Origin of the sequence: Hymenobacter sediminis (assembly GCF_003231285.1) — a bacterium.
Lineage (GTDB): Bacteria > Bacteroidota > Bacteroidia > Cytophagales > Hymenobacteraceae > Hymenobacter > Hymenobacter sediminis.
The window spans coordinates 46,756-70,515 of record NZ_QKNS01000005.1 but is presented as its reverse complement, the minus strand read 5'-3'; the positions used below and the strand labels follow the sequence as shown (position 1 = coordinate 70,515).

The 23,760-nt window shown below is 56.5% G+C and carries 22 protein-coding genes; 9 read left to right on the top strand and 13 right to left on the bottom strand.

Going from position 1 to position 23,760, the window contains the following annotated elements; translation table 11 throughout:
* Positions 1–54 precede the first annotated feature (54 nt).
* Positions 55–996 (top strand): hypothetical protein, encoded by a 942-nt coding sequence (locus tag DNI29_RS14210; RefSeq protein ID WP_110978790.1) that lies wholly within the window; start codon positions 55–57, stop codon positions 994–996.
* Positions 997–1,079: 83 nt separating this feature from the next.
* On the opposite strand, the gene DNI29_RS14205 is transcribed toward DNI29_RS14210, so the two are convergent.
* Positions 1,080–2,576 carry an OmpP1/FadL family transporter gene (locus DNI29_RS14205; protein ID WP_110978789.1) on the bottom strand — a complete coding sequence of 499 codons (1,497 nt, stop codon included), beginning with the start codon at positions 2,574–2,576 and terminating at the stop codon, positions 1,080–1,082.
* A gap of 80 nt (positions 2,577–2,656) precedes the next feature.
* Positions 2,657–3,964: a hypothetical protein gene (locus DNI29_RS14200; RefSeq protein WP_123823251.1), complete on the bottom strand. Its 1,308-nt coding sequence runs from the start codon at positions 3,962–3,964 to the stop codon at positions 2,657–2,659.
* Between the two features lie 189 nt (positions 3,965–4,153).
* On the opposite strand from DNI29_RS14200, the gene proS reads away from it, so the two are divergent.
* Positions 4,154–5,629, top strand: a complete 1,476-nt coding sequence (gene proS, locus DNI29_RS14195) for a proline--tRNA ligase (RefSeq protein ID WP_110978787.1) — start codon at positions 4,154–4,156, stop codon at positions 5,627–5,629.
* A gap of 87 nt (positions 5,630–5,716) precedes the next feature.
* Here the strand turns inward: proS and DNI29_RS14190 are convergent, their stop codons facing one another.
* A complete protein-coding gene (locus DNI29_RS14190) occupies positions 5,717–5,962 on the bottom strand; it encodes a hypothetical protein (RefSeq protein ID WP_238388097.1) in 246 nt (81 codons plus the stop codon).
* A 53-nt stretch (positions 5,963–6,015) separates the two neighbouring features.
* Complete coding sequence (locus DNI29_RS14185) at positions 6,016–6,534, bottom strand: GreA/GreB family elongation factor (RefSeq protein WP_110978785.1); 519 nt, start codon at positions 6,532–6,534, stop codon at positions 6,016–6,018.
* A gap of 110 nt (positions 6,535–6,644) precedes the next feature.
* Between DNI29_RS14185 and DNI29_RS14180 the strand changes: the two genes are divergently transcribed.
* Both DNI29_RS14180 and floA read left to right on the top strand, forming a co-directional pair.
* Positions 6,645–7,112, top strand: a complete 468-nt coding sequence (locus DNI29_RS14180; RefSeq protein ID WP_110978784.1) for an NfeD family protein — start codon at positions 6,645–6,647, stop codon at positions 7,110–7,112.
* Between the two features lie 81 nt (positions 7,113–7,193).
* A complete protein-coding gene (gene floA / locus DNI29_RS14175; RefSeq protein ID WP_110978783.1) occupies positions 7,194–8,195 on the top strand; it encodes a flotillin-like protein FloA in 1,002 nt (333 codons plus the stop codon).
* A gap of 123 nt (positions 8,196–8,318) precedes the next feature.
* Here the strand turns inward: floA and DNI29_RS14170 are convergent, their stop codons facing one another.
* Entirely contained in the window at positions 8,319–10,361 is a 2,043-nt protein-coding gene (locus DNI29_RS14170) for an OmpA family protein (RefSeq protein ID WP_162303615.1), read from the bottom strand.
* Between the two features lie 407 nt (positions 10,362–10,768).
* Between DNI29_RS14170 and DNI29_RS14165 the strand changes: the two genes are divergently transcribed.
* Together DNI29_RS14165 and chrA are read left to right on the top strand one after the other, a co-directional pair.
* Positions 10,769–11,746: an isopenicillin N synthase family dioxygenase gene (locus DNI29_RS14165; RefSeq protein WP_110978781.1), complete on the top strand. Its 978-nt coding sequence runs from the start codon at positions 10,769–10,771 to the stop codon at positions 11,744–11,746.
* Between the two features lie 144 nt (positions 11,747–11,890).
* A complete protein-coding gene (gene chrA / locus DNI29_RS14160; protein WP_110978780.1) occupies positions 11,891–13,120 on the top strand; it encodes a chromate efflux transporter in 1,230 nt (409 codons plus the stop codon).
* An 82-nt stretch (positions 13,121–13,202) separates the two neighbouring features.
* On the opposite strand, the gene rfbA is transcribed toward chrA, so the two are convergent.
* From rfbA to prmC, 7 genes are all read right to left on the bottom strand, one after another.
* A complete protein-coding gene (gene rfbA / locus DNI29_RS14155) occupies positions 13,203–14,081 on the bottom strand; it encodes a glucose-1-phosphate thymidylyltransferase RfbA (protein ID WP_110978779.1) in 879 nt (292 codons plus the stop codon).
* Between the two features lie 47 nt (positions 14,082–14,128).
* Complete coding sequence (locus DNI29_RS14150) at positions 14,129–15,136, bottom strand: SDR family oxidoreductase (RefSeq protein WP_110978778.1); 1,008 nt, start codon at positions 15,134–15,136, stop codon at positions 14,129–14,131.
* 101 nt (positions 15,137–15,237) lie between these two features.
* The gene (rfbB, locus tag DNI29_RS14145; protein WP_110978777.1) at positions 15,238–16,290 is read right to left on the bottom strand and encodes a dTDP-glucose 4,6-dehydratase; all 1,053 of its coding nucleotides are present in this window, start codon (positions 16,288–16,290) and stop codon (positions 15,238–15,240) included.
* Positions 16,291–16,373: 83 nt separating this feature from the next.
* Positions 16,374–17,411, bottom strand: a complete 1,038-nt coding sequence (galE, locus tag DNI29_RS14140) for a UDP-glucose 4-epimerase GalE (protein WP_110978776.1) — start codon at positions 17,409–17,411, stop codon at positions 16,374–16,376.
* Between the two features lie 86 nt (positions 17,412–17,497).
* Positions 17,498–18,796: a nucleotide sugar dehydrogenase gene (locus DNI29_RS14135; RefSeq protein ID WP_110978775.1), complete on the bottom strand. Its 1,299-nt coding sequence runs from the start codon at positions 18,794–18,796 to the stop codon at positions 17,498–17,500.
* 75 nt (positions 18,797–18,871) lie between these two features.
* Positions 18,872–19,504: an acyltransferase gene (locus DNI29_RS14130; RefSeq protein ID WP_317048757.1), complete on the bottom strand. Its 633-nt coding sequence runs from the start codon at positions 19,502–19,504 to the stop codon at positions 18,872–18,874.
* Positions 19,505–19,598: 94 nt separating this feature from the next.
* The gene (gene prmC, locus DNI29_RS14125; RefSeq protein ID WP_162303614.1) at positions 19,599–20,456 is read right to left on the bottom strand and encodes a peptide chain release factor N(5)-glutamine methyltransferase; all 858 of its coding nucleotides are present in this window, start codon (positions 20,454–20,456) and stop codon (positions 19,599–19,601) included.
* A 104-nt stretch (positions 20,457–20,560) separates the two neighbouring features.
* On the opposite strand from prmC, the gene ribD reads away from it, so the two are divergent.
* The 3 genes from ribD to DNI29_RS14110 all read left to right on the top strand — a co-directional run bounded on the left by ribD (position 20,561) and on the right by DNI29_RS14110 (position 22,951).
* Positions 20,561–21,604 (top strand): bifunctional diaminohydroxyphosphoribosylaminopyrimidine deaminase/5-amino-6-(5-phosphoribosylamino)uracil reductase RibD, encoded by a 1,044-nt coding sequence (ribD, locus tag DNI29_RS14120; RefSeq protein WP_110978773.1) that lies wholly within the window; start codon positions 20,561–20,563, stop codon positions 21,602–21,604.
* Positions 21,605–21,781: 177 nt separating this feature from the next.
* Positions 21,782–22,264 carry a free L-methionine (R)-S-oxide reductase MsrC gene (locus DNI29_RS14115; protein ID WP_110978772.1) on the top strand — a complete coding sequence of 161 codons (483 nt, stop codon included), beginning with the start codon at positions 21,782–21,784 and terminating at the stop codon, positions 22,262–22,264.
* Positions 22,265–22,372: 108 nt separating this feature from the next.
* Complete coding sequence (locus tag DNI29_RS14110; RefSeq protein ID WP_110978771.1) at positions 22,373–22,951, top strand: dihydrofolate reductase family protein; 579 nt, start codon at positions 22,373–22,375, stop codon at positions 22,949–22,951.
* 84 nt (positions 22,952–23,035) lie between these two features.
* On the opposite strand, the gene DNI29_RS14105 is transcribed toward DNI29_RS14110, so the two are convergent.
* Positions 23,036–23,716 (bottom strand): phosphatidylserine decarboxylase family protein, encoded by a 681-nt coding sequence (locus DNI29_RS14105; RefSeq protein ID WP_110978770.1) that lies wholly within the window; start codon positions 23,714–23,716, stop codon positions 23,036–23,038.
* Positions 23,717–23,760 lie beyond the last annotated feature (44 nt).

The window sequence follows — 23,760 nt, the reverse complement described above, 5'->3', positions numbered from 1 at the left end:
TGCCTAACGCTGCACGCTTCCGATTCGCGTTCAAATCCCGACCTTTACGAGGCTATGCGTTTTCGTTCTATTGCCCTGCTCCTACCCCTGCTAAGCGCCTTAACCGCCTGCGAAACCAGTTTGTCGCCGGGGCCGCGCGTGGACCTAATCAGCAGCACCCGCTTTAACACCGCCGACCGCCGCCTGACCCGCCCCGCCGACACGGTAGCGGCCAAGATGTTCGCCGAGGCTAAAGGCAGTCCATTGCGTCGTCTGGTTATTTCAGCGGAGTATTTCCCGGTCCCTGAGCCTATTATTTACCCAAGCAACGCCACGGCTCCCCCGGACACTTCGCGCCGGCTGGTGTACCTCGACTCTACTCTTGCGTCGAATACCGAAATTAACCAGGCTGCCCTGACGCATGTACTCAGTTCCCGGACTACCTCGGGCCTCGAAGTATGGCGTTTCGAGGCCACCGATGCGGAAGGCCGCACCGGTGTGCGCAGCTTCAACCTGCGCTTTAGCCGTACCGATTCGGCTCAGCAGGTACACAGCTATTCGATACCCGTGCAGGCACCGGGAACTAGTGGGCGGCGCAGCTTTCTGGCCCTACGCGAAGGACTGGCATTCCCGAAGTTTTCGGTGCGTACACTGGCCGAGAACCAAGCCTTGGTAGACTTGGTCTATGTCACCGACTCCACCACAGGGGCCCCTACGCTGGCTACGGTTCGTGATGCCAAGCTGAAATTGCCTTGGAGTACGCGCCGGGGCACCGTCATTCGTAAAACCACGTTCAACGCTTCCACCTATGCCAACGTCACCAACTACCTGACGTCCTTCAACCAAGGCACCCCCTTCGACACTCCTACCCGTACCGGCCCGCTCGCCAAGGGCCAGGTTATTGCCTTTGAAATTCCGCTTAATGCAACTGAAAGCGTCTATGGCCTCATTCTAGTGGAAGAGGTGGTTATAACAGGTATTCGCACACTGGTATTGCAAGTGCGCTACCAGAAGTAACTGCATAGGCTACCCCCCTTTAATGCACAAAAGGCTTCTCAACTGCTGAGAAGCCTTTTGTGCATTAAAGGGGGGTAGGCCGGTTAGAATAGGAAACCAGCTGTAAGCGTCGTGGTGAAGCGGTCATCGTCGATGGTGACGCGGGGAGTACGGGAAGCATTGTTCAACTCGTAGGGAGTATATACTTGGCTACCTGAGCTGTACACACCTGCTATGTCCAGGAAGAAGTTCTTCTGACGCAGGCCGGCACCGGCCGTATAGAAGTTCTGGCTACGGTCGGCTAGGCTGGTGTTCTTATAGGGGTCGCCATAATGCGCGAAGCCCGCCCGCAACCGGAAGACATCCAGGCGCAACTCGCCACCTACCCGCAGGTTCACGGCTGAGCGGTACTGGTCCCGAATGCTGTTGTTGGCCGGGTCCAGGTCATCGGGACCCGGCAGGTCGGTGCTCGTGTCGTAGCCGAACCGAGCTTTGCCGTAGTTCACATATTCAGCATCGGCGCTCAAAAAACCGCTTTTGCCTACCACTACCGCCACACCACCGGTAGCCCGGAAGGGCGAGGTAATGGTGTACGCTATGTCTTCGGCCGGAAAGTTAGCGTCGCCAGAGCTTGTAGTGCCGTTGTCTGTATTAATCGTACCATCATAGGTAGCCTGCAGCGAGGCGCCATAGGTATCCACCACCGATGAGTAAGTAGGCGTCTGGACGGAAGCCCCAATACGCACCACATCCGTTGGCCGGTAGATAACGCCCAGGCGAGCATTGATGCCGGTAGCACGAATGTCGCTGCTCTCACGCAGCGTCAGGCTCCCGAACTTTCCTTCAGGGTCATTGCTCGGCGGCGTGGGGTCAATCGCTGTCAGGGTCGAAATCGTGCTGTAGCGTGTGGACACGATTCCAATGGCCCCCCCGATATAAAGCTTGTCGCGGTAGCTGTTGCCATAGGCAAAGTCGAATTGCGTCTGGCCGCCCTTGCGCTCAATTACTTCGCGCTGAGTCAGGGTACCCGTATTCTGGAAATCCTCTGGGATGTATGTGCCATTCCCATCACGCTCCGTAATCAGGGCCTCATAGGCGAGGTCATCCAGAATAGCTCCCTGGTCCTCACTTAACCGCTGCAGAATATCTGCCTCCAGAGGAGGAGTAGCCGTGTAGCGGACGTTCTGGTTGAAGTTATTGGTTCGATTCAGGCCGAAGGCAAAGCTGCCGCCGCGCCAAGGGCTGGGGTTCTGGTCATCGGGCCGCCGGTTTGAAAGCACAATGCCAAAGCTCCCGACCTGGAGGTTACTCCGCGAATCGGTATTGCGGGTACCAAAGGCCTGGGCCGTAGTGTTGCTGCTGGCAAATCCCGGTGAAAAGCTGATTTCGGAGCGTTGGAACAGGCCTACCCCCGCCGGGTTCGTTACAATACCGCCAAAATCGGCGCCTACGGCCGAGCTGGCACCCCCAATGCCCAGGGTGCGGGCCGTACCGGTGGGGAAGTTCTGGGAAAAGCGCAGCGCATCAGCTGAGCTTTGGGCAAAGGCGTAGCCAGCCGGGCTTAAAAAAGCCACGGCCAGGTAATATTTCAGGTTTTTCATGTGGGAGAAAATGAGCGCCGGCCCCTGGCAGAGCCGGCGATACACACGGAATAGAAGCGAATAGCTACCGAAAGCTAGCGTTAGTTGCCACGGCCACGGCCGCCACCGCTGCTCCGGCCTCCTCCGCCTCCGCCACTGTTGCCACCCCCACCGCCATCAAAGCTGCGCGAGGGTTGCGAGTAGGAACGTGAAGGCTCCGAGTAAGAGCGGGAAGGCTCAGAATAGCTACGCGAAGGCTGGGAATACGTGCGGGTAGGCTCCGACGACTGCGAGGGCTGGTCGTACACGCGCTGGCGGCGAGGCTGGCTTACTACCCCACCGGCATCAGTAGATTGGCTGCGCGTGCCCCCTACATTGTCCCAAGTGCGGCGGCTGCGGCCAGTTTCTACTCCCGTTCCTGTTCCGGCAGGAGTTCCACCATTTTCACTTAGCACACGCCAGCGACGAGCGGGCTGCGTGCCGGGCGTCGTTTCGGCCGTTTGGTTGCCGGAAGAAGCGGGTGCACTGGGCTGCACGCCACCGGTTACTACCTCCCGGCTCCGACCACGGCCCCGCCCTTCCAAGGCAGAGGAGGGGGTAGGCACCGCGGTAGCATTGGAGGAGGCGGAAGTGCTGCCGCCTGGTGTTACCAAGTTGCCTTCCATGGTTCCGCGGCTGCGGCTACCCGTAATCGGACGTACCGAGTTTTCGCTGTAGCTATTGGCAGCTTCGGCCATGCGGCTGCGCGTGCCCGTTACCACGGAGCGCTGAGCGCGCGGGCCGATGATATAACCGCCGCCACCACCGTAGTAGCCGTTGTACAAACCGCCGTAGTAACCGCCACCGTAATAACCACCCCAGGGCCTACCGTAGCCATATGGGCTATAGCCGTAACCATAGTCATAAGCACCGTAACCGTACCCATAGCCTCGCCATGGACGGTACCAGGGGCGGCCAAACCCAATGTTGATGTTTACGAAAGAGCCACCCCAGTATGGGCTATAGAAGGGGTCATAGAAGGCACCGGGGCCCCAAGCCGAGTACACCGGCCCACCATACCAGAATGGGTCGGTATAGGCAAAGTCGTAATAGCCCAGGCCCAGCCCGCGGTATGCCGGCTGGTGAAAGCGCCGCAGGCGTGCGGCGTAATAGTCATCGTCGTAGTACTCGGTGCTGCCGCTTTGTGCGTTGGTAGTACCCGCGTAGTCGGGGTTAGCTACATCGCCGGTTTCTTCTACCGGAGCCTGTTCCGTGCTGGCTACCGCCGTTTGAACCGGAGCCGTTGTGCGGTCTTTGGAGGAATAATATACACCGTCGCTCTCCGTAGAGGTGAGAGCTGCGGTACCCGCGCAGCTACCGAGCGTAAGCAGGGCCATAGCGGGTAATACGGATGGGAATAATCTTTTCATGGCTGCTTACGCGTAAGGAATGATCCGGAAGATGAAGAGCGAACAGGAATCCGGCGGCAACATGGCCGCAAAGTGGCCCTCACCTCCGAATTTAATAACGTAATTTGGACCCGAAACGGTGCCCTGTTTTGTACGACAAATCTTGTACCAAAAAAGGAACTTTTTCGCTACCTCTAAGATACTCTGAATATGAGCAAAAGTTTGCCCAAGCGCAGTGAAGATTACTCGCTGTGGTACAACGAGTTGGTAAAGCGCGCTGGTTTAGCTGAAAACTCCTCGGTGCGGGGCTGTATGGTGATTAAACCGTACGGCTACGCCATCTGGGAAAAGATGCAGCGCACCCTCGATGATATGTTCAAGCGCACAGGCCACCAGAACGCCTATTTCCCACTGTTCGTGCCCAAAAGCTTGTTCGAAGCCGAGGAGAAAAACGCCGAGGGTTTCGCTAAGGAATGCGCCGTAGTAACCCACTACCGCCTGCAGAATGACCCCGACAAGCCGGGCAAGTTGCGCGTGGACCCCAACGCCAAGCTGGAAGAGGAGTTGATTGTGCGCCCCACCTCGGAGGCCATCATCTGGAGCACGTATAAGAACTGGATTCAAAGCTACCGCGACCTGCCCCTACTCATCAACCAGTGGGCTAACGTAGTACGCTGGGAAATGCGCACCCGTCTGTTCCTGCGCACCGCCGAGTTTTTGTGGCAGGAAGGTCATACGGCCCACGCTACTGCTGAAGAGGCCCTAGCCGAAACCCGCCAGATGCTGGAGGTGTACGCCCAGTTTGCCGAGGAGTGGTTGGCCCTACCCGTAGTAAAAGGCGTAAAGACTGAAAACGAGCGGTTTGCCGGCGCCATTGAAACCTACTGCATTGAAGGCTTGATGCAAGATGGCAAGGCCCTGCAAGCAGGTACTTCGCACTTCCTGGGTCAGAACTTCGCCAAGGCTTTCGACGTGCAGTTCACCAATAAAGCCGGACAGCTGGAGCACGTATGGGGCACCAGTTGGGGCGTGAGCACCCGCCTGATGGGCGCCCTAGTAATGGCTCACTCCGATGATGAAGGCCTGGTGCTACCCCCCAAGCTGGCCCCAATCCAGGTGGTCATTGTCCCTATCTACAAAACCGGCCAGCTCGACGAGCTAATGGAGCGCATCCGCCCCATGCAGATGGGCCTGATTGAGCGCGGTATTTCAGTGAAGGTAGATGACCGGGACACCGAGCGCCCCGGCTTCAAGTTTGCTGAATGGGAGCTGAAAGGCGTGCCCGTGCGCATTGCTGTGGGTATGCGCGACCTGGAAAATGGCACTCTGGAAGTAGCGCGCCGCGACACCAAAGAGAAGATGACCCTACCCCTGGCTGACATTGTGAACAGTGTGGACCAGTTGCTGCAGGATATTCAGCAGAACATCTACCGCCGCGCCCTCAATTTCCGCGAGCAGCACACCACCCGCGTGGAAAGCTACGAGGAGTTCAAGCAGGTACTCGACGGTAAAGGCGGCTTCGTGGTGGCGCACTACGATGGCACTTCCGAAACCGAGGAGCGCATCAAGGAGGAAACCAAAGCCACTATTCGCTGCCTGGCCTTGGCCGAGCCGGAGGAAGAAGGTATCTGCATCGTGACGGGCCGCCCCTCCAAGCGTCGCGCCCACTTTGCCCGCGCATACTAAGCCTTAACGCGCCGAAAGGTTAGCATTGTAAACAGATCAGGCCCCGCTACTATACCAGTAGCGGGGCCTGATCTGTTTATGCAACGACTACTGCGCGGCGGCAATAGCCTGCGCCAGCTCATCATCTGAAAGATTTTCCTGCCAGTCGGGGGCCAGCTCCAGCCGCACGGTTTGGGCGCCACCGCTGGGGGTGCATACCACTGTCACGCCGCTGTCCTCGGACGTGCTGCGCTCTACGGCCTCGGCAGTGGCGGCCGTTTCTACTCCGGCGTACGCTTGCACGCAGGTCCAGGTGGTATTGTGGGAGTCGGTTACTTCGCGTTGTGTCATCATGCGGGGTAGTACGCCGGGAGCGGGTGCAGGTTCTCTACTTCTGCGTCGGGACGCTACTCTTCGCTGTACTGAATAGCGGCTACTTCTACTTCTTCTTGCTTGGCTCCCAGCCGCACCTGCACGCGCTGACCCAGTTTGGCGCCCTGCACGGCTCGGGCAATAGGTGCCACAAACGCTACCTTGCCCGCCGCTACCGAGGCTTCATCTACGCCCACAATGGTAAAGCGGCGCTCGGCCCCTACCCCTGCTACCGGCCGCAGCGTCACGGTAGCTCCAAAGCGCACCTCCTGGGGCGGCTGGCTGCGGGGGTCCACTACTTTGGCGCTGGCAATGCGGGCGTTCAGGGCGCTGAGCTGACCGTTAAGCACCGTCAGGCGGCGGGTGCGGTCGGCTTCGTTTTCGCGGTTGGCTTCGGCCAGGGTGCGCTCCGCTTCTAGGGCCACCAGTTCCTGCCGCAGCTGCTCCAGGCCTTCCGGGGTTACGTAGTTGGGGGTTCCGGGGGGTAGGGCGGGCCGGGGCGGGATGATGGGGGCCTCTAGCGAATCGTCTTCTTTGGTGAATGCTCTACTCATAGCCCTTGCTAACGCGCCAGCCGGAGTGGGGTTGCGGGGCCTGCCACCCCAACTTGCTGCGCTACTGAGCTGGGTTCTGCGTATCTTTTCTCAACTAAACTTCCTACCCTATGGACTGGCTCACGATTGCGCTGCTACTTGTATTTGGCCTGCTGTTTCTGGTGGCCGAGGTCATTTTTATTCCGGGCACTACGGTAGTGGGGCTGGTAGGCTTCGGCTTGCTGGCAGCAGGTATCTGGTTCAGCTACCGCGACCTGGGGGCTACTACCGGCCATATTCTGTTGGGTAGCTCCACGGTGGCCATTGGAGTACTGGTGTACCTGGGGCTGCGGCCCCAAGCCATCAACCGGGTGGCCCTGACCAGCGTGAACCATGCCCGCGTGCACGATGCACGCCACCCCGATGTGCAGCCCGGCACTACCGGCCGCGCCTTATCGGCCCTGCGCCCAGCGGGCACTGTCCTGTTCGATGATGACCGGCGGGAGGTAACCACGCGGGGCGAATTTGTGCCGGCTGGCACACAAGTGCGGGTACTAGGCATTGAGCACAACCGCATTGTGGTAGAAGGCGTGGCGTGAGCAGCAGCTTAGTTCTCGCTTTTTGTTGTTAGTTGCCGACTGCAAGCCTCCCTACCCTCTTCATCTTCTCAAACCTCCTGCATGGACTTTCCTTTCTTCCCGATTATCGTCGGTGGCATTGTGCTGCTGGTGTTCCTGTATTTCTTCCCCATCAGCCTCTGGATTACGGCGCTGTTCTCGGGGGTGCGGGTGAGCCTGTTTCAGTTGGCCTTTATGCGAGTGCGCAAGGTGCCGCCGTCCCTAATTGTCAACTCCCTGATTACCTCTACCAAAGCCGGACTAGAACTGACAGCCAACGACCTGGAAACTCACTACCTGGCGGGCGGTAACGTACCCAGCGTCATTAAGGCCCTGATTTCTGCCGACAAAGCCAACATTCCGCTGAGCTTCAAGCAAGCTACTGCCATCGACCTGGCCGGGCGCGACGTGTTTGAGGCCGTCACCACTTCGGTGAACCCTAAGGTGATTAACACGCCCAACGTGGCCGCCGTAGCGCAGGATGGTATTCAGCTTATTGCTAAGGCCCGCGTGACGGTGCGCGCCAACATTGCCCAGCTAGTGGGTGGCGCCGGCGAAGAAACCATTCTGGCCCGCGTGGGCGAAGGCATCGTGACTAGCATTGGCTCGTCTCGCTCCCACAAAGAAGTGCTCGAAAACCCCGACAAAATTTCTAAGCTGGTACTCAGCAAGGGCCTCGATGCGGGTACGGCTTTCGAAATTCTCTCTATTGATATTGCCGACGTAGACATCGGGGAAAACATCGGGGCCAAACTCCAGACCGACCAGGCCTCCGCTGACCTGCGCGTGGCCGAAGCCCGCGCCGAGGAGCGCCGGGCTATGGCCGTAGCTATGGAGCAGGAAAACCGCGCCAAGACCCAGGAAGCTAAATCCCGTGTGGTAGAAGCCGAAGCGGAAATTCCGAAAGCCATTGCGGAAGCCTTTCGCTCCGGCAACCTGGGCGTGATGGACTACTACAAAATGCGCAACGTACAGGCCGATACGGATATGCGCGACTCCATTGCCAACCCCGGCAACCAAAGCAGCAGCACCAAACCCGGCCGCGACGAGGGCCGATTGAGTTAGAGTTGTCCTACCCCTAGAAAAGCATCAAGCCCTTACTCCAATATGGAAGTAAGGGCTTGATGCTTTTCTAGGGGTAGGACACGCTGATAACAACTGTGGCCTGCCCTTTATCTAGCGCAAAGTTTATTTCTTGGTAATCCGGAATTCCACACGGCGGTTGAGCTTGCGGGTTTCTTCCTGTTCATTGCTAGCAATGGGTTTGCTACCCCCGAAGCCTTCGGTCGTGATGCGGTTACCACTGATGCCTTTGCTTACTAGGTACCGTTTCACCTCATTCACGCGGTCCTGGCTGAGCTTCACGTTCAGCTGCGGGTCGCCTTGGTTATCGGTATGGCCTTCCAGCTTGATTTCTACCTGGGGGTAGTCTTTCAGAATGCGTACTAAACGCAGCAGCTCAGGGTAGGAGTTTTCGCGCAGGTTATACTTACTCTGGGCAAAGAAGATGTTATTCAGCTTGATGGTCTGGCCCACAGCGAAGGGTACCAGGTACAAGTCCTGGTTTACCTCTGAGTATTTCTGGCGGTCCGTCACGTCCAAGTTGTCCGATTCGGCTAGGTAGTCCTTGGCTTCAGCCCGATAACCATAGTGTGCACCTGAGGGTAGCACAATCGTATAAGAGCCATCAATCGGGCTGGTTTCAGCTACCCCAATTTCTTCACCTGTCAGCAGGTTTTCATAGCGAATAGTGGCTGCCACAGGCTTTTTAGAAGCCGCATCTAGCGCCTTGCCGCGTACCAGCGTTACTACTTCCGGGCGGAAGGTGGGGGTAAGGCTGATGCGGAAGATATCCTTGGAACCACCAATACCGTTGCGCGCCGATACCAGGTAGGCATCCTCACCCGCCGCCGATACGGTGTAATAGGCATCAAAATCAGGAGAGTTTACGCTGGCCCCTAGGTTACGGGGTTTGCTCCAGTTGGTCCAGGTATCGTCGAGGCGCTTGGCATAGAACACGTCGCTCTTACCGTAGCCGCCGTGGCCCTCCGAAGCGAAATAGAGGGTTTTCCCATCGGCAGCTAGGAAGGGGGCAAACTCGGGCTTTTTGGTATTGATACCAGCGCCCAGGTTACGGGGTTTGCTCCATGTTTTGCCATCCGATTTCAGGAAGCTCACGAAAATGTCCTGCTCGCCCTGTCCGTCGCGGCGGTCCACGGCCATTAGGAGCACTTTGCCCGAGGTAGCGAGGTAGTAATCAACGTGCTCCTGGTCGTTGTTATAGAAATCTTCGATTTCAATTTTCACCGGTTGGCTCCACCCGGTCTTGGTGCGCCGGGTCATGCTCAGCCCCTTGGGGTCAAGGGAGCCGTCGGGGTTGTACACGTTGATGAGCACGGCCGTATTGCCATCGGAGGAAACCGAGGCCAACCCGTTCGGGCCGGGTGTATTAATAGGGCTGCCAATATTCTTGGCTTGGCTCCAGGATTTTTTCTCGGCATTGGTCAAGGTGCTGAACCATACGTCCTGCACGTCCTTGCCGCCGCCCACGTTCTGAGGGCTTTCTTGGCGAGCGAAAAACAGGGTACGGCCATCTGGCGAGATAACCGGGTGAGTATCTACGTACTTAGAATTGACGTTAGGACCCAGGTTCACCATGGCCGAGTCGAAGCTTACGCCCGGCTGCTCGTTCTTAAACTCCTTTTTCACCATCGATTCCGCCACGTCGGCAATACCGATGGCGTCAATCTGGTTCACGCCGTTCACGGCTTTGGTGTTCATGGTCACTACTACCCCAATGGTGCGGTAGGTACCCGGCGAAAACGTCACCTGCAAGGAGCGAAACTGCTCCGGAATAGGCCCCGGACTGTCGTTGCTATATACCTGGTGCTTGGCTCCGCGGGTATCCACCAGCTCAATTTTGGTAACTGACCCTGGGTTGAAGTTTTCCACCACAGTCACCTGTTTGGCTATCAATGACTTGCCAAAGCGGACTTCAATAAATTCGTTGTTACCTTCCTTTTTGGGAATCCAGGCTTCATTGCTGGCTTGTCCGAGGGGGGTAGCGTTGGGCTCACCCAATACTTTTTCTGGTGAGAATGCTTCTTTGCCTTCTGCCTTCTGCGACGACACCGCCACAATCTTCGACGCCCAGACGGCGTGCTGTGCTTTTGCCAGTGTGTTCACCCCTACCACCAACCCCAGCGACAACAGTAATTTTGTAACGTTCATACAATCAAGGCCAAAACAAAAGCTTTCGGGACGACACCTACTGCCAGAGGCAAGTTCAGAACTCTGAAGACGTCCTGAACCCTCCGGAAGTTTCGGTGCTTCTCGAAAGCTGTCGCAAAAGTACCGCCTATATAGCGGGACCTGCATTTATTCGAGGCTGAAAAGTGCAAACACCTTGTCTGCATCCATAAGCTTCGCCCAACTAGCTGCTGAAATCTATTAACAGCACCTGGAATCCGACAAGATTAACAGTTTCCGTAAAACCCAACATTACCAGACACGGTTTTACCGCTGGTGGTTGCACCTGGTCTGCCGCTGTATAGGGCATCTGGCAGGCTACATCGGGCATTTTTAAGTACCTTGCAACCCTCGTTCCCGTCCCCCCACACGTACATTTTGTCTTCACAATGGAAGAAAAGCTGCTGGAGGAAATTCCCTCCCTCGATTTGGCTGATTTCCGCTCCGGTGATCCTGAGCGCAAAGCCCGTTTCGTACAACAACTCGGCGAAGCCTACCAGAACATCGGCTTCATTGCTCTTAAAAACCACGGCCTCACCGAAGAGCAAACCGAGAAGCTCTATGCCGATGTAAAATCCTTTTTCGCCCTGCCCGACGACGTAAAGCGGCAGTACGAAAAACCGGAGTTGGCCGGCCAGCGTGGCTACGTAAGCAAAGGCAAGGAGCACGCCAAGGGCCGCAACACCGGCGACCTGAAGGAGTTCTACCACGTAGGCCAGGAGGTTGATGACCAGAACGACCCTATTAAAGCAGAGTACCCCGACAACATCTGGCCGGCGGAGGTAACCAGCTTCCAGAACACCTCGCTGACGACATACAAAACCCTGGAAGCAGCCGGCAAAGACGTGTTGCGCGCCATTGCTTTGTACCTGCAGCTGCCCGAGAACTACTTCGACGACAAGGTGCGCAACGGCAACAGCATCCTGCGCCCGATTCACTACTACCCCATCGAAAACCCCGATGAGGTGCCCGCTGATGCGGTTCGAGCTGCTGAGCACGGCGACATCAACCTGATTACCTTGCTGATGGGTGCCTCGGCCGACGGCCTGCAGGTGCTACGCCGCGACGGTAAGTGGATTCCGATTACCGCCCTACCCGACCAGATTGTGGTAAACGTGGGCGACATGCTGCAGCGCCTGACTAACGGCGTATTGAAGAGCACGATTCACCGCGTGGTAAACCCGCCCCGCGAGAAAATGAACTCCTCGCGCTACAGCATTCCGTTCTTCATGCACCCACGCTCCGAAATGAGCTTGGCTGCGCTGGAAAACTGCGTGACGCCTGAAAACCCCAAGAAGGAAGCCGACATTACCGCCGGTGATTTTCTGACGGAGCGCCTCATTGAGCTGGGCCTGAAAAAGAAGTAAGCCAGCACCTTTCATGCTACTTTATAGTATGATCCTGTAGCTGAACCATTGCCGGCCCCGACTGCCTTGTGTAGCCGGGGCCGGTTGTTTTTCCGGGTGGTTTCTGCTTCTTTGTCAGAACCCTACTTGCTTTTGCCTTTTCTCTTGTCCCCACACGAAGACACCCAGCTGGCTCCCCCCTCCCGCCGCTCGGAGCGGGTGAAGCGGGTGCGCAACCTTATTTTTCTAAAGGACGTGGCTGCGCTGGGCCTGTCGGCTTTCGGCGGGCCGCAGGCGCACATGGCCATGATGCTCCGGTTGCTGGTAGATAAGCGCCGCTACCTCACGGCCGCCGAGTTGCTGGAGCTTACGGCTCTCTGCCAGATTCTGCCCGGTCCTACCTCTACCCAGACCATTACGGCTATTGGCTTCCGGCTGGGGGGGCCTAACCTGGCTTACCTTACCCTGCTGGTTTGGATGCTGCCGGCCGTGTGCATCATGACCAGCGCCGGCCTCACCATCAGCTACCTCGATAAAGCCCAGGTAGGCCGGCTAGTGCAGTACGTCCAGCCCGTAGCTATTGGCTTCGTAGCGTATTCGGCCTATAAGATTGCGGAGAAGGTTATTCACACCAAGACCTCGGTGGCCCTTATGGTGCTTTCCGCCATGCTGGTGTATCAGTTTCAGGTGCCATGGTTAATGCCCTTACTGCTGTTGCTGGGTGGGCTGGTTACGACTTTCCGCTACCGTAAGCTACCTCAAGAAAGCAAAGTGCCACTACGTATTGAGTGGTCGAATTTCGTGCTGTGGCTGGGGATATTTATCGGGGCTGCCCTGCTGGGCCACTATACCCAGTTGCTACCCGTCCGGCTGTTTGAAAACTTCTACCGAAATGGTAGCCTCGTGTTCGGGGGCGGGCAGGTGCTGGCGCCACTGTTCTACACAGAGTTTGTAGAGTTCAAGCGTTACCTCACCCCCGAGGAATTTCTCTCAGGGCTGGGCATGGTACAGGCGTTGCCAGGCCCTAATTTTTCGTTCGCCTCTTACATCGGAGCCCTTGCCATGCGCCGGGAGGGTAGCGGGCTCGATGGTCAATTGCTCGGCGCTTTGGTGGGAGCAGCCGGCATTTTTATGCCTGGCACTCTACTTATCTTTTTTCTGATCCGGTTCTGGGACCAGCTGAAGCGCTACCGGGTCATTAAAGCCTCTTTGGAAGGCATTAACGCAGTATCGGCCGGACTGGTGTGCGCCGCTACATTTTTGCTCTACCACCCGCTGCCCGACACGCCAGTGAACCTAGGGTTAATTGCCGCTACCTTTCTGGTATTGCTCTGGGACCGCATTCCTTCCTACCTGATTGTGTTGGCGGCCTTGCTAGCCGGTATTGTGTTCTGATGCCTTAACAACTAACGGCCCGCATTTCCACGAAGGAAAAGCGGGACGTTAAGTTTAAAAAGCTGATTGCGTGCTGCTTGGGCTACCCCTTCACCACAAGTTGTTCGGGCAGGTGAAGCAGGTAGTCGCCGTAGCCACTCTTGCGTAAGGGCTCAGCAATCTTGCGTAGCTGATCAGCATCGATAAAGCCCTGGCGGTAAGCTATTTCCTCAATGGAGCCTACCTTCAGTCCCTGGCGCTGCTCAATTACACGAACAAATTCGCCAGCCTGCATCAAGCTCTCGAATGTACCCGTATCAAGCCAGGCAGTACCGCGGCCCAGGATACCTACTTTCAGCTTACCCCGGCGCAGGTATTCCTGGTTTACGTCGGTAATCTCGTACTCGCCCCGAGCAGAAGGCTGCAGGTTGCGGGCAATTTCTACTACCTCGTTGTCATAGAAGTAGAGACCAGGCACCGCGTAGTTGCTTTTGGGCTGCTTGGGCTTCTCCTCAATGCTGAGGGCCTTGTTATTGGCATCGAACTCTACTACCCCGTAACGTTCCGGGTCGTGAACGTGGTAGGCATACACCACGCCACCATCAGGGTTGTTGTTTGCTTTCAGCAATTCTTCCATGCCTTCGCCGTGGAAGATGTTGTCGCCGAGCACAAGGGCTACCTTATCATCGCCGATAAAGTCGGCGCCCAGCACGAATGCCTGCGCCAGACCGTTTGGCACCTCCTGAATGGTATACTGGAAGTTACAGCCCAAATTCTTACCGTCTCCGAGCAGCTTCTGGAATTGCGCCTGGTCGTGGGGTGTCGTGATAATGAGGATATCCTTGATACCGGCCATCATCAGAATCGACAAGGGATAATAAATCATCGGCTTGTCGTAGACAGGCATGAGCTGCTTGGATACCGCCAGCGTGAGCGGATGCAACCGCGTGCCGGAGCCGCCGGCGAGGATGATACCTTTCATCAGAGTTATTGAGGTGTAGTGACGTATTCCGTTTCTAACAGAAGCGCTTAATTCCGCTCTGCAATAAACTCTTGGTTGGCCTTAAACCAAGCCAATGTCTTCTGTAACCCTTCCCGGATGCGGATTTGGGGATTGTACCCCAGCAGGTTTTGCGCTTTACTGATATCAGCCAGCGAATCGCGAATGTCGCCGGGGCGGTCCGGGCCGTATTCAGGGGTAATGTCGGAGCCAGCTTCTTCCTTCAGGATATTGAAGAGGTCGTTGAGGGAAGTGCGGTCGGCTACGGCAATGTTATACACCTGGTTTACAGCTTCCGGATTCTGAACCAGCGCTGCCCGAATGTTCGCCTGCACGCAGTTCTCTACGAAAGTAAAGTCGCGGGTCTGGCCACCATCGCCATTCATGCGGGGACGCTTGCCCTCCAGTACCGCGTCGATAAACAACGGGATAACGGCAGCGTACGCCCCATTCGGGTCCTGGCGCGGTCCGAAGATGTTGAAGTAGCGCAGCCCGATAATTTCCATACCGTAGGTTTTGCCAAACACATCGGCGTAGAGCTCGTTGGCGTACTTCGTAACGGCGTAGGGCGACAGGGGCTTGCCGATTCGGTCTTCTACCTTGGGTAGGGCTTTATGGTCGCCGTAGGTGGAGGAAGAAGCCGCATACACGAAGCGTTTCACACCGGCTTCCTTGGCTCCTACCAGCATATTCACAAAGCCTCCCACGTTCACGTCGTTGCTCGTGATGGGGTCGTTGATGGAACGGGGTACCGAGCCGAGAGCAGCCTGGTGTAGGACTACGTCAATGCCTTGGCAGGCATCAATGCAGGTTTGCCGGTCCCGGATATCGCCTTCGATGACTCGCAGAGCCGGGTTGCCTTCGAACAGCGCCACGTTTTTGCGGAACCCATTCGAATAGTTATCCAGCACGCGCACCTCTTTGGCACCGTATTTCAGTAGGTATTCAACCAGATTTGAGCCGATAAAGCCGGCTCCACCCGTTACCAGAAAAGCTAGGTTATCGAGCGGCTGGTCGTGAAAAGGAGTTTCGTACACGTTGTTTCAGGTTATGAATTTGAATTATGAGTTATGAGCTTTTTCGAGTCGGGCTTATTCGAGTAAGACCAACTCATCATTTCCAACTCATAATTAAACCATTAGCGGTTATACTGCTGCTGGTAGTAAGTTTGGTAGGCACCACTGGTTACATGGTCCAGCCACTCCTGATTTTGCAGGTACCAGTCCACCGTCTGCGAGAGGCCTTGCTCAAACGTTACGGAGGGCTTCCAGCCTAGCTCATTCATGATTTTGCTGGAATCAATAGCGTAGCGCAGATCGTGGCCGGCCCGGTCCGTCACGAAGGTGATAAGTTGGCGCGAGGTGCCTTTTTCTTTACCTGTTTTCTCGTCCAGTGTGTCGCAGAGGAGATGAATGAGGTCGAGGTTCTTCCACTCATTCACGCCACCAATGTTGTAGGTCTCACCTACCTTACCCTTGTGGAACACCGCATCGATGGCCGTAGCGTGGTCTTTCACGAACAGCCAGTCGCGCACGTTCTCGCCTTTTCCGTACACGGGTACAGGCTGGCCGGTCCGGATGCGGTGAATGGCCAGCGGAATCAACTTTTCGGGGAAGTGGTTGGGTCCGTAGTTGTTCGAGCAGTTGCTCAGCTTCACGGGCATGTGGTAGGTGTGGTGCCAAGCCCGCACGAAGTGATCCGACGACGCCTTTGAAGCCGAGTAAGGCGAACGAGGGTCGTAAGGTGTGTCTTCGGTGAACATTTCTGGACCCATCTCCAGGGAGCCGTACACCTCATCGGTGCTGACGTGATAGAAGGTCTTACCCTCGTAGCCCAGTGGCTTCCACAAGTTTTTGGCAGCATTGAGCAAATGCACCGTACCTAGCACGTTCGTTTTCACGAAGGCCAGCGGATCGGTGATGCTGCGGTCTACGTGCGATTCAGCAGCTAAGTGAATAACCGCGTCGGGCTCTTCCGTAGCAAACAACTGATCGACAAATGCTTGGTCTGTAATATCACCCTTCACCAACCGGTAGTTTGGTGCCGACTCAATATCGCGCAGGTTTTCTAGGTTGCCAGCGTAGGTCAGCGCATCCAAGTTCAGAATCTGATACTCCGGATACTTCGTCACGAACAGGCGCACCACATGGGAGCCAATGAAACCGGCTCCGCCGGTGATGATGATTTTCATAAGAGCGATGATAAGATGATGGAGGATGGAGTAAAGAAGTGTTTTGGTGATCAAAGGAGAAAAAATCTCACTTCATCACCTCATTACTTTTTCACTTCACCACCCAAAGAGAGCTGCCACTTCCAAGCACTGGCCAGCGCTTCTTCTAGGGTAGAGGTCGTCTGAAAGCCCAGCTCCTCAGTAGCCTTAGTCACATCAGCGTAAATGGCAGGCACGTCGCCGGGGCGGGGCGGCCCGATGGTATAGTTTAGCTTCTGCCCGGATGCCCGCTCAAACGCCTGTACCACTTCCAGCACTGAGTTACCCCGGCCTGTGCCTACATTAAACGTTTCTACTGCCTCTCCCTGAGCTTCCAGCAAGCGCTGTACAGCCACCACGTGGGCCTTGGCCAAGTCTACCACATGCACATAGTCGCGGATGTTGGTGCCGTCAGGCGTATCGTAGGTGTTGCCGTGAATCGTGAGTTGCTCCCGGATGCCGGCGGCGGTCTGAGTTACGTACGGAATCAGGTTCTGCGGTACGCCCAGGGGTAGCTCCCCAATTTTGGCCGAAGGGTGTGCGCCAATAGGATTAAAGTAGCGCAGCAGGATCGTCCGCAAAGTGTTGTTAGGAGCGGCGGCTACATCGCGCAGGATGTCTTCGCACATCTGCTTCGTAGCACCATAGGGAGAGTTGGCCTTCTTGGTAGGCGTCTGCTCAGTAACAGGCAAAGCATCCGGAATACCGTACACGGTGCAGGAAGAAGAAAACACCAGAGCCTCCACGCCAAACTCGCGCATTATCTGCAGCAGCGTTAGCAAAGAGCCAACATTGTTCTGGTAATATTCCAGCGGCTTCTGCGTGGATTCGCCTACGGCCTTGAAGGCGGCGAAGTGAATTACACCCCGTAGGCTGCCTTCCTCGGCAAACACCGCCCGCATAGCTTCAGCGTCGTTGCAGTCGATGTTATGGAACGGCACCTTCGTGCCTAGAATCTGCTCGATACCACTCAGCACTTTCTCCGATGAGTTGCTGAAATTATCTACCAGGACGGGCTGAAAGCCGGCATTATAGAGCTCTACTACCGCGTGGGAGCCAATATAGCCTGCACCACCCGTAACAAGAATTTTTGTCCGTTCCATCTTTAACAATCAATGAATGAGTAATGGAGCGAATGAGTGGGGTGAACGAGTGCTCTCACGGTCATCACCCATTCATTCACCCATAATTACAAGCTCCAGTAAGCCAAGTCCTGAACTTTACCGCGGAACAAGCCTTTGATATCCACCAGAACAGCGGGCTGCTTGGTAATGCTCTTGAAGTAGGCCTCATCAAGTTGAGTATACGGCTGGTGGCTCACGGCTACAATCACACCGTCGTAGTCGTTGCGCACTTCGCTTTCCGGCGTCAGGCGGAATCCGTATTCGTGGTATAGCTCTTCTGAGTCGGCATGCGGGTCAATGATGTCCACATTCACCGAAAAGTTCTTGAGCTCCTGAATGACATCGGCCACTTTGGAATTGCGGATGTCTTCCACGTTCTCTTTAAAAGTAGCTCCCATAACTAGCACCCGGCTTTTGGAAATATCCTTGCCTTGCTTAATCATGGTTTGCACCGTTTTGCGGGCAATGTAGGCACCCATGTTATCGTTGGTGGTACGCCCCGACAGAATCACTTTGGCATCGTAGCCCAGCTCTTTGGCTTTGTACGTGAGGTAGTACGGGTCAACGCCGATGCAGTGGCCGCCCACCAGACCGGGCGAAAACTTCAGGAAGTTCCACTTGGTACCGGCTGCTTCCAACACCTCGTAGGTATTGATGCTCATGCGGTCGAAAATCATCGACAGCTCGTTCATCAGCGCGATGTTCACGTCGCGCTGGGTGTTTTCGATGATTTTGGCGGCTTCGGCCACCTTGATGCTACTGGCGCGGTGCACACCGGCCTTCACCACCAACTCGTAGGTTTTGGCAATTACCTCCAGCGACTCATCGTCGCAGCCGGCTACTACCTTCACAATGCTGGAAAGGGTGTGTTCCTTGTCACCGGGGTTGATGCGCTCGGGCGAGTAGCCTACTTTGAAGTCGCCGTTGGCGAAGCTCAGGCCTGAGTGCTTTTCCATCACTGGAATGCAGTCTTCCTCAGTGCAGCCAGGGTACACGGTGCTTTCAAACACCACGTAGTCGCCTTTCTTCAGCACTTTGCCTACCGACGAAGAAGCACCTAGCAAAGGCTTCAAGTCGGGTTGGGCGTGCTCATCAATGGGGGTAGGAACGGCTACAATGTAGAATGTAGCCTCGCGCAAGACATCCAGGGAGTCGGTGAACTCAATGTTACATCCCTCAAAATCTCTAGCTTCCAACTCACCGCTTGGGTCAATGTTGTTCCGCATCATCTCCACACGCTTGGCATTGATATCAAAGCCAATAACCTGGAGTTTGCGGGCGAATTCGAGGGCGATGGGCAGGCCTACATAGCCAAGGCCGATGACGGCCAGCTTGGCCTGTTTCTGGAGAAGTTGCTCGTACACGGAAACGAAGATTAAGAACTTGGAGACGTAAGATGGGTAGGAAGCGGAAGAAAATAAACGGGAGTTACCCGCAGGCTAGCCGGGGCTGATACGGGAAACCCGCCCTTCGGTTAGCTGATAGTGCTCCTGACTTTTGGGACAGATGGCATGGCCGGCTTCATCGAAGGTAAGTCGGTGACCATGCGTGCTCATCCAGCCCTGGGCCCGTGCCGGGTTGCCGTACACCAGCGCGTATGCCGGTACATCGTGGGTCACCACGGAGCCAGCGCCCACAAAGGCATATTCCCCGAGGCTGATGCCGCACACGATGGTACTGTTGGCTCCTATGCTGACTCCCTGGGCCAGGCGGGTAGGCTGATAGTGACTGGCACCCCGCCGGGGCACTGCCGCACGCGGGTTCAGCACATTAGTGAATACTGCCGAGGGACCAATGAATACATCATCGGCACACTCAACGCCGCTGTACAGGCTCACGTTGTTCTGAACCTTGACGTTACGGCCGAGCTTTACTCCCTCAGCCACAAACACATTTTGACCAAGGGAACAATCGGGGCCCAGCTCAGCTCCGGCACTCACGTGGCAGAAATGCCAGATGCGGCACCCTGTACCAATGCGGCAGCCTTCGTCTAGGACGGCAGTTGGGTGCGCATAGTAACCAGAAACGTCGGGCATGCCGGGAAGCGTGATGGGCAGAATTCCAGCCGGCAAAGGTAGGTGTTTTGGAAGTCTGTTGAGAATTAATTGCCACACTCCCGCCTGAGTATTAAATAACCGTCGGGTTATCTTTCTGTGAACGCAACCCCTACCCCGCCCAGGTAGCCCGAACCATTCGGGCTTTCCCAAAGAAATCGAGGCGGGCGCCGGCCGCTTGGTAGCCCAGGACGTCCAGCATTTCAACGGTTTCGGCCGAAAACTGCTCATTGATTTCGAAGTACACTACCCCCCCAGTTCCCAGCATTGTTCGGCCCAGCTCAGCAATTCGCCGATAGAACAGCAACGGGTCGTGGTCAGGTACGAACAGGGCGGTGGCAGGCTCATAGTTAAGCACGTTGGGGCGCATGAGCGGGCGCTCCTGCTCCAGTACATAAGGCGGGTTACTAACCAGCACCTGCAGCGGCGCTTCGAGGCGAGGGGCTTGCCGCAGAATGTCTATCTGCTGAAAATCAACTGCGACGCCGTAGGTAGCTGCATTGCGTCGGGCTACGGCTAGCGCCTCCGCCGATACATCTACGGCCACCAAGTGCGGCGATACCAACTGTTGGGCTAAAGCCAGCGGGATACAACCGGTGCCCGTGCCTACATCCAGCACCTGCAGGTTGGGGCGGTTGCCCTGTTCAGCTACGATAAGGGCTACCAATTCTTCAGTTTCGGGGCGCGGAATCAGGGTAGCGGGGGTTACTGCCAACTCCAGCCCGGCGAAGTGCGCCACGCCCAACACATACTGCAAAGGCTCGTGGCGAAGCAGGCGCGCCCGCAGTGGCTCCAGCGTCTGTAGGGTATCGGCGGGCACGGGCTGGTTGGCCTGCATGCGGCGCTGCAGGGGGCTCAGGTTCAGCAGGTGTTCCAGCACTTGCCCGGCTATGGCCTCTGCCTCGGCAGGGGGGTAGAGGGCGGTCAGGTCAGCCGTCAGGCTGATGGTGAGCTGGCGAAGTGTGGGCATGAGCATACAACAAAAGTACGGCAGATTGATGGCTGACTTGCCCCACGCCGGTTTCCGGGGGAACTGTATCTTCACCGCCTGACCCACCGCCTACCCTCCCACCCATGTCAAACTCTTCTTCCGATTTCGATCAACTCATGATGCGCCGCGCCCTCGATCTGGCCCGGCTCGGCGCTGGCCACACCCGTCCTAACCCCATGGTTGGCTGCGTCATTACTTATGAAGGCCGCATTCTGGGGGAAGGCTGGCACCGGCAGTACGGCGGGCCGCACGCCGAGGTGAATGCTGTGGCGGCCGTGACAGAGCAGCACCTACTGCCGCAGAGCCGCGTGTACGTGACCCTGGAACCCTGCTCACACTTCGGCAAAACGCCCCCCTGTGCCGACTTATTGATTGAGAAGCAGGTAGCAGAAGTGGTGGTTTGCAATCTCGACCCCAACCCATTAGTGGCGGGCCGCGGAATTCAGAAGCTGCGCGACGCCGGCATACGGGTAGAAACCGGGGTACTGGAAGCGGAAGGCCGCTGGCTGAACCGCCGCTTTTTCACATTTCAGGAGCAGCAGCGGCCGTATGTGGTACTAAAGTGGGCCGAAACTGCCGATGGCTACCTGGCCGGCCCCTACTTTCAGCCCGTGGCTATCAGCGGCGATCTGGCGCGAGTGGCTGTGCACCAATGGCGCACTGAGGAGCACGCTATTTTGGTAGGCACGCGCACTGCCCTCCACGACAACCCGCGCCTAAACGCCCGCGAGTGGCCCGGCCTCAGCCCCATCCGCCTTGTTATTGATAAAAACCTGAGCTTGCCCCCTACCCATCACCTCTTCGATGGCAGTCAGCCTACGATTGTTTACACCTACCGCGAACGGGCCTCTAAAGATAATCTGACATTCACGACCCTTTCCGAAGCCGAAGACCTGTTCCCGCAGATTTTGCAAAGCCTTCACCAACAGCAGGTGCAGTCGGTGTTGGTAGAGGGCGGGCCCACGGTGCTCAACTCTTTGTTGAAAGATGGGCTCTGGGACGAAGCCCGCATAATCCGTAGCGCCCGGCAACTGGGTGGGGGCGTGGCAGCCCCACATATCGGCCTCAAAGGTCTACGCGAGCAATTCCGCCTGGGCGATGATCAAGTATTCGTGTATATGAAGTGATAAAGTAAATTGTGACAGGTGAAGGGAAATGCGGTTTGAGGACGACGAGGGGGTAGGGCCGGGCCAGTTCAGGAAATTGAAAGCCGGCTACCTTTGTTCACTAAGTATTTGTGGTGGTTGTAGAGCCTCTCCTCACCCTATCATCACCTTTCACCTTCTTTCCTCGCTCACCTTACCATGGCTGAAGAACTTCACCTCGATACAACTCTTACCAAGGCCGAACAATACCGCCAGCTCCTACCCCAGATTGAAGCCCTAACCTCCAGTGAACCGGACCTGATAGCTAACCTTTCCAACACAGTGGCTGCTCTGCGCCAGGCGTTCGGGTTTTTCTGGGTGGGCTTCTACCTGGTTAAGAATGATGAACTGGTGCTGGGTCCGTTTCAGGGCCCTATTGCCTGCACCCGCATCCGGCGCGGCAAGGGCGTGTGCGGCACTTCCTGGGAGCAGGCCGCCACTATTTTGGTGCCCGATGTAGAGCAGTTCCCCGGCCATATTGCCTGCAGCTCCGACTCCAAATCGGAAATTGTGGTGCCGGTGCTGAAAAATGGAGAGGTAGTAGCCGTACTGGATGTGGATAGCGACCGGCTCAACGACTTCGACCAGGACGATCAGCAGGCGTTGGAACAGCTTATGCCGCTGGTAGCCGGGTGGTTCTAGGAGGCTGAACGGGAAGTATGACGTAGCATAAAGTCGTGGGGTGTGGTGGTTCGCATTGCCAGAGCGCTTAACTTACTACGCACAACCCGTTCCATCCCACCCCCACCCATGCGTAAAGTAGTTTTATACATTGCGACGAGCCTCGACGGCTACATCGCCTCCCCCGACGGCTCCGTAGAATGGCTCCCTACCCCGCCCCCAGGCGAAGACTATGGCTATGCCAATTTCGTGGCCACGGCCGATGCTACCCTGCTCGGCCGCGCTACCTATGAGCAGGTTCTGAACTTTGGCGAGTGGCCTTACCCCACCCTCACCAACTATGTGTTCACCCGGCGGCCGCCCATAGAGCCGGCTCACTCTTCTGTTCACTTCGTAACCGAAGACCCGGCGCAGTTTGTAAGCCAGCTCAAGCAAGAAGCAGGCAGCACCATCTGGCTGATTGGGGGTAGCACCCTGGCTGCCCCCCTGCTGGCTGCCGGCCTGATTGATGAGCTGATGCTATTCATTGTGCCGCAACTGCTGGGCTCCGGCATTCCGCTGTGGCGGGAGCAGCCCCGGCCACGCACCCTGACTTTGCAAAAAACGCAGACCTGGCCCGATGGCACTACCTTGCTCCACTACCTACTGCCTACTATGGAAGGGCAGCAGCCAGTAAGCCCCGAAGCACCCGCCGCTTTGGCTAACTAACGCGAGTTCCTATCCCCGAAAAGCCAGTGAGGCCCCAGCTACCTGTAGCTGGGGCCTCACTGGCTTTTAATAGAAGAGCACTAACTAGAAGATAGAAGGAGCATCGGTTTTGAGCTGGGCAATTACGGTCTGGCCGCCTTTCACCTTCTCCCCAATCTGCACTTTCACTTCCGTATCCAGCGGCACGAAAATATCCACGCGGGAGCCGAACTTGATGAAGCCGAACTCTTCACCCTGGCTTACTTCGTCGCCTTCGTTTACATACCATACAATGCGGCGGGCCATGGCGCCGGCAATCTGGCGGAACAACACGAACGGCCCGGCTTCTGACTCCACTACTACCGTGGTACGCTCGTTCTTGGTGCTGCTTTTGGGGTGCCAAGCCACCAGATAGTTGCCGGGATGGTATTTAAAGTAGCGCACAATACCCGAAATAGGGTTCCGGGTGATGTGCACGTTAATCGGCGACATAAAAATGCTGATCTGCTTGCGCTCGTCATCGAAGTACTCAGGCTCGTGCACGTTTTCGATAACCACTACCTTCCCATCAGCCGGAGCAATAACTAGGTCTTCGTGGGTGAAAAGGCGCCGGGCCGGGCTCCGGAAAAACTGCAGCAGCGTCAGGAAGACGATAACTGAAATAACGGCGAAAACCTTGTTGAAACCGTCGTTTTCGGCATTATAACGGAACAGCAGCAGGTTCACGGCCAGCAGGGCCAGCAGTGTAAAGAACAGAATACGTCGTCCTTCTTTGTGGATCTTCATGAATCGCTGATTTGCGCTGATTACGTTGATTTCGCTGATTCAGA